The organism is Xenorhabdus ishibashii (assembly GCF_002632755.1).
GTDB lineage: Bacteria > Pseudomonadota > Gammaproteobacteria > Enterobacterales > Enterobacteriaceae > Xenorhabdus > Xenorhabdus ishibashii.
In genome coordinates this window covers 2,607,608-2,619,677 of sequence record NZ_NJAK01000001.1, presented here as the reverse complement: position 1 = coordinate 2,619,677, position 12,070 = coordinate 2,607,608, and the positions used below count along the sequence as shown (strand labels likewise).

Annotated in this window: 9 protein-coding genes, 1 tRNA gene and 1 pseudogene; 5 read left to right on the top strand and 6 right to left on the bottom strand. The window is 44.2% G+C overall.

Features of this window, described 5'->3' with window-relative positions; all coding sequences use genetic code 11:
- Positions 1-3: 3 nt before the first annotated feature.
- The 5 genes from Xish_RS12480 to gloB all read right to left on the bottom strand — a co-directional run bounded on the left by Xish_RS12480 (position 4) and on the right by gloB (position 6,974).
- Positions 4-360 carry a DUF4150 domain-containing protein gene (locus Xish_RS12480; protein ID WP_099118139.1) on the bottom strand — a complete coding sequence of 119 codons (357 nt, stop codon included), beginning with the start codon at positions 358-360 and terminating at the stop codon, positions 4-6.
- Positions 353-1,570, bottom strand: coding sequence for a DUF2169 family type VI secretion system accessory protein (locus Xish_RS12475; RefSeq protein ID WP_099118138.1), 1,218 nt, complete (start codon positions 1,568-1,570; stop codon positions 353-355). Before Xish_RS12475 ends, Xish_RS12480 begins: the two co-directional genes overlap by 8 nt.
- A gap of 14 nt (positions 1,571-1,584) precedes the next feature.
- Positions 1,585-3,840 carry a type VI secretion system Vgr family protein gene (locus Xish_RS12470; RefSeq protein ID WP_099118137.1) on the bottom strand — a complete coding sequence of 752 codons (2,256 nt, stop codon included), beginning with the start codon at positions 3,838-3,840 and terminating at the stop codon, positions 1,585-1,587.
- Between the two features lie 974 nt (positions 3,841-4,814).
- The gene (gene mltD, locus Xish_RS12460) at positions 4,815-6,146 is read right to left on the bottom strand and encodes a murein transglycosylase D (protein WP_099118135.1); all 1,332 of its coding nucleotides are present in this window, start codon (positions 6,144-6,146) and stop codon (positions 4,815-4,817) included.
- A 72-nt stretch (positions 6,147-6,218) separates the two neighbouring features.
- A complete protein-coding gene (gene gloB / locus Xish_RS12455) occupies positions 6,219-6,974 on the bottom strand; it encodes a hydroxyacylglutathione hydrolase (RefSeq protein WP_099118134.1) in 756 nt (251 codons plus the stop codon).
- Positions 6,975-7,026: 52 nt separating this feature from the next.
- On the opposite strand from gloB, the gene Xish_RS12450 reads away from it, so the two are divergent.
- Positions 7,027-7,743 (top strand): class I SAM-dependent methyltransferase, encoded by a 717-nt coding sequence (locus tag Xish_RS12450; RefSeq protein WP_099118133.1) that lies wholly within the window; start codon positions 7,027-7,029, stop codon positions 7,741-7,743.
- 8 nt (positions 7,744-7,751) lie between these two features.
- On the opposite strand, the pseudogene rnhA reads toward Xish_RS12450, so the two are convergent.
- Positions 7,752-8,284, bottom strand: a pseudogene (gene rnhA / locus Xish_RS12445) (ribonuclease HI).
- 1 nt (position 8,285) lies between these two features.
- Here rnhA and dnaQ point away from each other — a divergent pair.
- From dnaQ to Xish_RS12420, 4 genes are all read left to right on the top strand, one after another.
- The gene (gene dnaQ, locus Xish_RS12440) at positions 8,286-9,035 is read left to right on the top strand and encodes a DNA polymerase III subunit epsilon (RefSeq protein ID WP_099118749.1); all 750 of its coding nucleotides are present in this window, start codon (positions 8,286-8,288) and stop codon (positions 9,033-9,035) included.
- Positions 9,036-9,173: 138 nt separating this feature from the next.
- Positions 9,174-9,250, top strand: a tRNA-Asp gene (locus tag Xish_RS12435).
- A gap of 386 nt (positions 9,251-9,636) precedes the next feature.
- Positions 9,637-10,545: an oxygen-dependent coproporphyrinogen oxidase gene (gene hemF / locus Xish_RS12425; protein ID WP_099118131.1), complete on the top strand. Its 909-nt coding sequence runs from the start codon at positions 9,637-9,639 to the stop codon at positions 10,543-10,545.
- Between the two features lie 248 nt (positions 10,546-10,793).
- The gene (locus Xish_RS12420) at positions 10,794-11,867 is read left to right on the top strand and encodes a M4 family metallopeptidase (RefSeq protein ID WP_099118130.1); all 1,074 of its coding nucleotides are present in this window, start codon (positions 10,794-10,796) and stop codon (positions 11,865-11,867) included.
- The last annotated feature ends 203 nt before the right edge of the window (positions 11,868-12,070 follow it).

Sequence of the window (12,070 nt, the reverse complement as noted above, 5' to 3'; positions counted from 1 at the left end):
TCCTTATGCCCCGTTCATCCAAAATTTATCCCCGTGACGCAGCACCAGCTTATTACCCGCTCGTACCGTGCGGGTATGCTCCTGTGGATGGCATTTGCCGCCCACAGTGCCACTTTTGACGCCATTTGCCACGCCGGCTTGGTCGCCAAGGGTTTGTGGCACAAAGCTCTGGGCAAATACCACCACCGGCTGGCCGTTGGCGCGCACGGTTTTCTCCGGGGCTGAGCTGTCTGCCAGTTTCGCCACCACCGGATAGGGGATCGGGGGTGTAGAGGATCCCATCGGGGTTTTGCACACGTCCGGCAGCATGCCGACAATCATCCAGCTACCCGCAGTGCGGGCGAGGTAGTTATCAGCCATCCATTTTCTCCTCTTCCAGTGGGGCCAATTTGAGCAATGGTGCATCAGGGTTAATTTCAAACCGCGCTTCAGCCACTCTCACAGGTATATCAGCTTTGAAGCTCAGCCGGCAGGTCATGTGTAACGTTTTGGCTTCGCTGTCGAGTATTAACGTATCCATACGCATTGGCACAGGCAGCAGTATGCCGTTGTGCATTCGCAGCAGGATAAAAGGACGATGCCCCGGCAGTCTGACATGCAAGTTTCCGTCAGGTGTCAGGCCGCTCAGAGTGAGGGTGATATCAGTGTCCGGCCAGTCAATCTGCTGGTCAGTCGGCGCGCCGTTCCAGTAACCGAAATCAAAATCTTTCGGCAGATAAGGATGACGATGTGCCAGCCAGTCGGCATCGTAAGTGCCGGCTAACTGGCGGCGGGGCAACCACGGGCGACCGATAAAGCCCATGCCCTGGGGCTGACAGGCCGGTGTATCGGACGGTAACGTGCCATTCAGTTGCGCGGCAAAATGCTGAGCGGTGAAAGGTGCATCCGACCGGATAATGCGCGGTGCTGAGTAACGGGTGAGTCGTTTGGCGTTGGCATACCACGGGGTGATAAACCCCGTTCCCAGCGGATTGGTTTCACAAACGGCATGAGCAACCGGTGCATTTTCCCCATCTGGATGTTGTTGGCGCTGTTCGGGTGTCAGCCGATCACTTTCCTTGAGGTGTTCGCTCGTTTTATCATCTGCCTGAATTTTGCACTCGCCCCCATAGGCATAGCGATAATCCAGTGGCAACGTGGTAAAAGGTTTTGGTTCAGTCAGTTGCCAGTTGCCGCTGGCATCACGAATAAATTCCCGTTCGCCGGTTACGGTCAAAGTTTTGTCGAGCAGGGGCTGGCCCTGCTTGTTTTTTACCTCCAACCGTACGGGAAATTCGCGACAGGGACGGCCATCAGGCGCATACGCGGTGCCGTTAACAATCACGTCACAGCGCGGCTTAAATGGAGCAAGATCACTTTCCTGCAACACCTGCGAAGCATTCATCTGCCCACGGTATTCATCCTGTAAACACAAGGGCGGGGCGGGCAGTAATTCAGCGACATATTCCCCCAGCCCAGTAGGCATCAGTTGGTAGCCGATTTTCATTACCGCAACATGATGCTCGGTATCTTCGACATCCAACATCGAATAGTTCATCACCGCAAAGGAGGTCAGGTTACGAAATTCCATCTCAGTCTGTCCTTTTAGTTCAGGTCGATATCTTTACCGGTGATTTGTATCGGGCCACTGGCTTCAAATTTGAACTCACTGCCTTGCAGGGTGATTCTGCCCTTGCTGTCCATACGCAGGAGGCTGGCTCCGCATTTCAGCTCAATCACATCACCGGCATTGATAGACAAAGTATTGCCGACCACAACGGATTTATGGCTACCGACCTGCTCAGTTTGGCTTATGCCAACGGTGGTATTCATGCTGGCTCCTACAGTCAGGGCATAGACCATACCGATGGTTTCCGTACTAGTCATTTTCACCATTTCTTTTTTGTGCTCATTGACCTTGATGATCTGGTTTTTCTCCACCGTTTCGCTGTGATTTGCCAGTACATGAGTATCACGATTGTTGAGCACTTTGGTGTACATGTCTTTCTGCGCGTGCAGTGCCAGCCGTTCACTGCCCTTGGCATCCTCAAACAGCAGTTCGTTATATCCCTGCCCTTTGTGGGTTTTAGAGCGGAACGCCATCTGGGTTTTACTGCCCGGCAAGGCTCCCGGTGGGATGTTGCTGGCATGGTATGTACGCCCGATGACTATCGGCTGATCAGGGTCGCCGTGCAGGAAGTCCACCACCACTTCCTGTCCGATACGCGGGATGGCCAGCATGCCCCAGCCCTGACCCGCCCACGGCTGGCTGACACGTATCCAGCAGGAGCTTTGGTCGTCGCTCTTACCGTACCTGTCCCACGGGAATTGCAGACGCACACGCCCGTACTGGTCACAGAAGATTTCTTCACCGGCCGGACCGACCACCTTAGCGATTTGTGGACCATCAATCACCGGTTTGGGCAACGGTGCCGGACGCCAGTTCTGGTTCTGGCGAATGAAGGTGAAGTGGCTGTTCAGCGTCGTGCCAGAGCCAGAGCCAGAGCCAGAGCCAGAGCCAGCCGTTTCCAGTGCCTGTGGCTGGCTGCCGCTGTGGGTAGTGGAGACAGTCTGCCATGACTGGTTCAGGTCTTCCCGTGGATGGTTATCAAGAATGAACAGTTTGCCCGGTTGCAGGGCGATGGCATTGCCGCTGCCCTGCCCAGTCACGGCGTCACTGCGCAGTGCCTCCAGCCGGTAGCGGGTAAAATCCTTGCCATGCGCTTCGTCTTTGAAGCGACCCGGATAGTCGTAGTGCTCATAGTACAGTTGTTGCAGATTTTCATCCCGTATCTGCTGGTTAAATTCCGCCGGCCAGGCAGGGTTCTTGAAAGTGTAATCCTTAAGCTGTACCTTCGCTGGGCGCACCTGAGCGCTGTGGGTCAGGCTGCTGACCGCCGGTTCGCCCAGCGTACTGCCTTCCCCCGGCTGATAGGGTAGGCGGATGCCCGGCGGTACTGAACCACAGTCATCGGCGAATACCAGCGTATTGCGCCCGTTACTGCATTCGAAGAAGTAGAAAATACCCTCTTCCGCCGTCAGCCGTTGCAGGAAATCGAAATCGCTTTCCTGATACTGCACACAAAATTCGCGCTCCGGGTGCGGGTGGCGCAGGTTGAACACCACGTCACGGATGCTATGCTCCTTAAGGATTTTGGTAATGATGCCGGTGATGTTGAGTTGCTGAAAGATGCGCGAGTTCTGCCGCAGGGTAGTGCGCCACAGATCTGGTCGGATACTCATCCGGTAAGTGGTTTGGTGCAGGCCGGTGTTGCCCTGTTCAAAGCGGGTGACGATGCCGGTGACGCTGCGCTGTTCGACACCATTCTGCAAAATGCTCAGTGTCGCTGTGCGGTCAAGCACCAGTGGGAAGTCAATGGCGGCGTCGGCGCTCGCCAGCCCTACTTCCAGCGCAAAGGGGTGCGAAAAGTGTTCGTTCAGGCTGAAGTCGGTGACGACAAAGGTCTGAGTCGGCAGGGTGCCCGCCGTCAAGGTGAACAGCAGGCCGCTGGGATCGGCTCCGCCGCCCAGCCCTAATTGCTGGCCGATTTGCTGCAATATTTTGCCTGCCGTCGTGCCACCCGCTGCGGCTTGGACTGCCAGTCCGGCTTTTTGTCCCTGTCCGCCGGCAAAGCCACCGCCCATTCCGCTGATCATGCTACCAGCACCAGAGCCACCGACCGCCTGGCCTGAACGTCCGGCAAAACCGCCCCCCATGCCGCTGATCATACTACCAGCCGCGTGATTGCCCGCGTTCGTCAGCAGGCCTTTGGCTTGTTTTGCCCTTTGTGTGGCTTGCTGTCCTGATTCCAACAGCGCATTTCCTTTCTTCAATTTGGTGAGGTGTTTTTTCACTGACATGGTGTATCTCCCTGAGATAATGACGGAGCGTGATGGAATAGGCTATCCCGCCTGATAGCAACACAGACCATCACATTCGGGCACAAGATTTCAATCTCACTCACATTGTCCCTGACAAATTTGATAATTAAGGGCGCGAAACGCTGTCTTGCGATAATTTGAAGGGACGTTGTTGACCGAATACATCGGCTAATTCGTGGTGAATAAAATGGGGGAAATAATAAATAACGAATGAGTAAAAACCAAATTAAATCCAATGAAATAAAAAGCGGTATCTGACAATAACGGTGTAAAAAGTTAAAATGATTGCCGTTGAAAAATAATATCTTGAGATAGTGTATATGATTAGTGTATCTAACCGATTAATATTTATCCGCAAAAGATGATTTTTCCATAACATGATGAAATAAAAATAAAAAAATAGGCAGCGGTTTTGACAAAATCATGATCATTGCTATTCCATGAGCTAGATCACAAAAAATCTGTTTTTTAGAGGTGAGATTTTTATTTTCTGTCTTTTTATTTAATAAAAAAGAGCGCGGTAATGAATGATATATTTTCATTGAATATATAAACGACATCTATTAATTCAAATGAAAGTAAATGTTGTGATGAACTAAATCCTAAATGGGAATAGACAAATTAATATCTGGTATATTTAGCAATGTGATAATTAAGTCAGTCCAAAAATGATATCTATGCATTGAAGTCAACTGTTGGTACTATCAACCGCATGGCACTATAATCACGACTTGCTGTTTCGAGACAGGGAGTGGACGTTAATGGATATACAGAAGGGAATAGGAGATACTCTTTTATTTTGATAAAGGTATTAGGCAGATTATTTATATTTTATTTTAATGATGACAATTTGTATTTCCTCTTTCTTGGTTCTTATTATCATTTTATTGGTCAATGCAATAAATTCCCTATCCGTTGGGACAGGGAACGATATATTGGAGAGATAAACTCCCTTAATTAAGATAAAGCGTCAGAGCTATACCTGGTTTTATCTCTTTGATTTTTAGGTTTTTATTCCAACTAATTAAATCATTAAGATTCACACCATGACGTTTAGCAATACTGAAAAATGAATCCCCTTTACGCACACGATAGGTAACTGAACCACTGTTATCTATTCTCAGTACTTGTCCAATCTGGAGCCGATCAGCCGTTTTTAAGCTGTTTAGTTTTTGCAACTCTCGGTGAGTAGTATTGAAGCGCTTTGCGATCGCGGACAATGTATCTCCTGCACGAACGGTATAGTGGCTCTGTTGCTGTAATTTATGTGTATTGTGTTTGACCGTCTGGCGGATGTCATTCAAGACGTTTTTATCTGCCAAGGATGCCTTAAATTGATTAACATTCTTCATGGGTAGCATGATGTAATGCGGTCCATAAGGAGATGTCATACCTTGTTTATAGCCTGGGTTATATGCCCTGATTGACGTTAATGATAGCCCTGATAATTCAGCCGCTTGTGACAACATGATTTGTTGCCCTACATCAACCTTTGCCAGTGCATGCTGGTTGTTAGGCTTAGGAAGTTTGAAACCAAACTGTTCGTTATGGCGAATGATATTACTCAGTGCCAATATCTTGGGAACATAGTGCATTGTTTCCCGTGGCAGTGACAACGACCAGAAATCGGTTGGTTTCCCTTGTGCTTTATTGTCTTTGATTGCACGTATAACCCGGCCTTCGCCACTGTTGTAAGCGGCAATGGTCAAAAGCCAATCCCCATTGAATCGTGTGTTGAGATACTCAAGCATATCAAGAGCGACGGTTGTTGATGCCGCAATGTCACGACGGGCATCGTACCATTTATCTTGTTTCAGCCCATAATAACGGCCAGTACTTGGGATAATCTGCCATAATCCTGCCGCCTTGGCGTAGGAAGTAGCATGGGGGTCAAAGGCACTCTCCACTATAGGCAGCAATACCAGCTCCATTGGCATATGTCGATTATCAAGTTGCTCAACTATCCAGTAAATGTATGGTTCTGCACGCAATATTACATTTTGGATATGACCCTTGTGTTTCAAATAGTAATTTTGTTGTTCGCTCACCCTGCTATTATCAGGAATTTCCATCTTCAACTCATCGCGAATATGTCCCCACAAATTTTGCTGGGCTGTCGGACTCATCCTCCAGTTTGCAGTATCTTCTGGTTCTGCAATACCGCTTGTTTTCTGATTCGTTGAAGACATCTTCTGTGCTTGTTGCTGGGAAGGAACCTTTGTTTGCAGGCTCGATTGACACCCAGCAAGAAGAACAGAGGTGAACAAGATTGCTTTTGTCTTCATGTTCTTTTCTGATGCTTGCCTAAAAGGTGAGCAATAATACTGGCCTATTACGTAGAAGACAACCCAATAAAATTAAAATCGATCTTTATAAGACCTTAATTGCTGAAAAATAGCAGAAAGTGGTATTGAATTAGGTTTGATACCGATATTTTTTTGTAAATCAACATCGTGACAATTTAAAAAAACATTGATTTTTTTCTCTGTTTGTAAATTTGTTGGGATCGTTGCCTGGTTATTTTCACGTAATTTAAGAATTTTTTGATAGTAATTGTGAATAATTGGATTGTCAGGTAATACTGCTTTTGCAAATTTCATATTTGCCGCCGTGTATTCGTGAGCACAGCAGATCAATGTATCATCGGGCAATAATGAAATTTTCTCCAGAGAGGAAAACATTTGTTCGGCTGTACCTTCCAATAGACGGCCACAACCGCCGGAAAACAGAGTATCTCCACAAAACAGATAGGGAGCCTGATAGAATGCAATGTGACCAAGTGTATGCCCTGGCAATTCTATGACTCGGAAAGAAAAACTTCCTATCTCAACGGTATTATTTTCATAGACAATGTGAGTTGTTCCTTTGTCTTGTGTTTCTTCAGGGCCGTATACGGGTAATTCAGGATAGTGCTTAAGTAGCCCAGGAACTCCGCCAACGTGATCATGATGGTGGTGTGTCAGCAGAATCGCAGCGGGAATAAGTTGATTTGTTGCTAGACTATCAATGACAGTCTGTGATTCAGCGGGATCGATAATGACACAATGTTTGTTTTCATCACAAAGTAACCAAATGTAGTTATCTGAAAGGGCTGGTATCCTGATAAGCTCCATTATATGCCTCATTTTCATAGTAGGTTTATAAGTAGGTTGAAAGGAAGACGACATGCAATCAGCGCGTTCAATCAAGCAAATAACACTCCCTGCTTCTTGGGCTGAATTACCGTGGGGAGAATATTACCGTATCGCTCTGGAACGTCAATTGGAACCGTGGTGGTCCAAAATCTTTGGTTTTCATTTAGTGAAAATCGGTAACTTAAGCGCTGAAATTGATACTCGTTCCTGTTTGGTCAGCCATCAAGTCAACATAGGGTTACAAGGGCAAAATATGGATGTCATTACTGATCCCAATCACCTCCCTTTTGCAACTAAATCTGTTGATGCCTGTTTGTTGGCGCATATGTTGACTTATAGTATTGATCCACACTGGCTTTTGAGAGAAGTTGATCGGATCATGATAGATGATGGCTGGTTGGTTATCAGTGGTTTTAATCCAGTAAGCATATTAGGTTTCAGGAAAATGATTGCCCCGATATATCATCGGCAATCTTGCAGAACCCAAATGTTTTCAATGTTGCGCCAATTAGATTGGCTACGTCTTCTTAATTATGAAGTTATTCATCATGCTAATTTTCACGTTTTACCGTGGCATAGCGGAAAGCGTTTTGATAACTCCTGTATGTCAATATTTGGTTGTTTGAATGTGATTATTGCCCGCAAACGGACAATACCGTTGACATTAAACCCCATGCGGGCAACATTGATGAAACCAAGATTCAATAATGCGTTGGGGGCAGCAAAAAATATTCACCGACGCTATTAATTGACGGGCTAATTTTCACTTTCGATATAGCCATCATCTGTTTGAGTCGGGTTATTAGCGGCTGTGCGAGCCAGCTCATCACACTGTTCATTCTCCCGATGTCCGGCGTGACCTTTAACCCAACGCCAATCAATGTCATGCAGCGAGATAGCTTTATCTAGCCGCTGCCAGAGATCGACATTGAGAACAGGAGATTTGTCGGCTTTTTTCCAGCCACGTTTTTTCCAGTTATGGATCCATTGAGTGATCCCTTGACGCACGTACTGGCTGTCCGTCGTCAGGATTACGGGACAGGGACGTTTGAGTGCTTCCAAGCCTATTATGGCTGCCATTAATTCCATTCGGTTGTTGGTTGTACGAAAATAACCGCCACTCAAGGTTTTTTCTTGCTGTTGGTAGCGGAGTAAAACGCCATATCCGCCAGGACCAGGATTGCCGAGGCAAGAACCATCGGTGAAAATTTCTACCTGTTTGTTCATTTTTGGTAGACTATTCCTATATTGTCTTTAATCAAAAATCTAAGTCTGACACAAAAAAACATTATGAGCACTGCTATTACCCGCCAAATCGTCCTCGATACCGAAACAACCGGTATGAACAAATTAGGTGTTCACTATGAGGGACACAATATCATTGAAATTGGTGCCGTAGAGGTTATTAACCGTCGTTTGACAGGACGCCATTTTCATATTTATATCAAACCGGAACGGTTAGTTGATCCCGAAGCATTTGAAGTTCATGGGATCAGTGATGAATTTTTGCAGGATAAACCGAAATTTGCGGATATTTCTGATGAATTCATTGAGTTTATCCGTGGTGCTGAGTTGATTATTCATAACGCAACGTTTGATATCGGCTTTATGGATTATGAATTCAGTAAACTGAATCGAAATATTCCACCAACTGCTGAATTTTGTAGCATTACAGATAGCTTGATGTTGGCGAGAAAACTTTTCCCTGGCAAGCGTAATAACCTCGATGCGTTGTGTGAGCGTTACCATATCGATAATGCCAAACGTACTCTTCACGGGGCATTGCTCGATGCCGAGATCCTGGCTGATGTTTATCTGGCAATGACAGGTGGTCAGACATCATTGGCTTTTTCGATGGAAGGGGAAACATCAGGTAGTGCTCAAGTTGCCGAAATCCAGAAAATTACTCGCCCACAGACAGAGCTGAAAATTGTTTATGCTTCCGATGAAGAATTAATTCAGCATGAATCTCGTTTGGATCTGGTGGAAAAGAAAGGAGGAAGCTGTCTTTGGCGGGTAAAACCTGAGCAATTACATTGATAAAAGAGTCGTAAAATGGGGATAAATGCTTTGCTTGGATTAAAAACTGTGCAAGCGAACCATTTTGTTATAAAAAGCGATTGACGGATTTTACTGTAGCCCGTATTATCAGCCCCGTTCTCAACCAGAACACCCCGCGGTGCGGTAGTTCAGTTGGTTAGAATACCGGCCTGTCACGCCGGGGGTCGCGGGTTCGAGTCCCGTCCGCACCGCCAGAATCTATAAGCCCTGAGTTTTTGACTCAGGGCTTTTTCTTTTTGCAGTACCTTTCAAACCAGCTTATAAAAATACGTGGTCAGTGGTGTGTTCCATCAGTTTTTCCACTTCAGCGCGGTGCAGGTCCTCCTTTTTCTTGCAGAGGGAAAGTTGCACTGAACCTACGAGTTTCCATTGTCTAGCGCGACAAGTAGTACTGACCTCGTTTTATTGATCACACATTCACCCTTATTCTTTCCTGTCTTTTCTTTTACACTGTTCTTATCTTATGTCTTGTTTATAGGTTTGTTCAGCGTTCTATATATAAACAATTGCATAAATAAACAAAAAAACTCGTCAAAAAATTAGAGTTATTTAAATAATATCAAATAGTTATAATTTAATTATGAATATACCTAATATATATCAAGTTAAGAATTTTTTCCTCTCATTACAGGATCACCTTTGCAAGCAGCTAGAACAACTTGATGGTCAATCAACCTTCATGGAAGATTGCTGGCAACGAGAAGATGGTGGCGGCGGAAGAAGCCGTGTATTAACGGAAGGTAAGGTTTTTGAAAAAGCCGGTGTGAATTTTTCACATATTTCAGGAGCTTCAATGCCCGCTTCTGCTACAGCTCATCGTCCTGAATTAGCAGGTCGCAGTTACCAAGCGATGGGCGTTTCTCTTGTCATTCATCCACTTAATCCCTATGTCCCAACCAGTCATGCAAATGTACGTTTCTTTATTGCTGAAAAAGAAGGTGAGCCTCCTGTATGGTGGTTTGGCGGTGGCTTTGATCTCACGCCTTTTTATGGTTTCAAAGAAGATGCTATTTATTGGCACACCGTTGCCAAAAATTTATGTCAACCGTTTGGTAGTGATGTTTATCCAAAATATAAAAAATGGTGTGATGATTACTTTTTTATTAAGCATCGCAATGAACCGCGCGGCATTGGTGGCTTGTTTTATGATGATCTAAATACGCCTGATTTTGATACCTGCTTTAATTTCACGCAAGCTGTCGGTAATGGATTCTTATCTGCCTATTTACCTATTGTAGAACGAAGAAAAGATATAACTTGGGGCGATCGTGAAAGACAATTCCAATTATATCGTCGAAGCCGCTATGTTGAATTTAATCTTGTCTGGGACAGGGGAACGCTTTTCGGCTTGCAAAGCGGTGGAAGAACTGAATCTATATTAATGTCCATGCCCCCATTAGTACGTTGGGAATATGGTTACTCTCCAGAAACCAACTCCCCTGAATCTGAATTATATACTTCATTTCTGATCAAAAAAGATTGGGTTTGACAATTACAAGCAGGAATACAAGGAAATTTTCTTTATTCCTGTTTTACTTATTTATTTTAAAAAATTCAACCTGAAAAAAATGGATTATTTATCATAACACTGATAAAAATATTTATTATCTCTCATTAGCAATACCCTGATATAAAAAGTCAATGCTTATACTAATGACTCGCTTATTAATTACGGCTAGTATTCAATCCTGACCAGAAAAACGAACACAATATCTAACAACAAAACAGGATATTATTATGAGCAATAATCAAACCAATATATACAGCTTAATTCCTCCATTTATTCTGGAGTATATCTCTGATGATTGTGATACATATACTAATCAATATGTATTAAAGACATTAGATCATGTTTATCAATTAATGAATGCTCCTGCCGAAGAGACAATTTCTCAACAAGATAAGCAGGAAACTAAAACAGAAATTAACGATAAGCTGCATCGCACTATTTATAATGCTAAAAACAAAGATGATTTTCCAGGAGAAGAGTTATCTCGCAGCGAAGGTATGCCAGAGAGTTCAGATGATTCAGTTAATGAAGCTTATGAATATCTTGGTAAGACTCATGAATTCTATAGAAAAGTTTTCGGTCGCAATTCTCTTGATAACAAAGGAATCAAGTTAGTTGCTACAGTACATTATGGAAAAAATTATCTGAATGCATTCTGGACCAGAAAACAAATGGTATTTGGTGATGGTGATGGAAAATATTTCAATCGCTTTACCTCTGCCATTGATATTATAGCTCATGAGTTAACCCACGGTGTCATCGAGAGCGAAGCGGGGCTGGACTATATCTACCAGTCTGGTGCACTTAATGAATCCATCGCAGATATCTTTGGCATTATGGTAAAACAATATGTTAATAACCAAAAAGTCGATGAATCCAATTGGTTATTAGGTCAAGGTTTACTGGGGCCAAAATTTAATCCAGAAAATAAATCCGAGGTTGGCTTACGCACCTTTATTAATCCCGGAAGCGCATTCTCAGGAGATAAGCAAGTTGGTCATATGGATCAATATGAAGATCTTCCCTTTTTCGTTGATAATGGCGGCGTTCACATATATTCAGGCATTCCTAACAAGGCATTTTATTTGGTGGCGATGGAGTTGGGAGGCTATGCCTGGGAAAAAGCAGGAAAAATTTGGTATGAAACGCTACTGGATAAGCGTTTATCTTCAGATACAGATTTTGAAGATTTTGCCAAACTGACGATTGATAATGCTGAAAAATTATTCAACAAGAAAACATCAGAGATTGTTAGTCAGGGTTGGAAAGAAGTTGGTGTTCTATTTTCCAAAGAAAAATGAAATTAATATTAATAAAATACTAATTCATATTGGGTGCAGTAACATTAAGATAATCCTAAAATAAATAATAAAGGGTTAAGGACGATCCTTTATTATATTCATAAATTAATATGTCATAACCCAACAAAAAACACCTTCCGTTAGTAGAAAATACCATCATTTAGATTAATACTTAATTAAAGTCCCTAGAGATAAAATATACA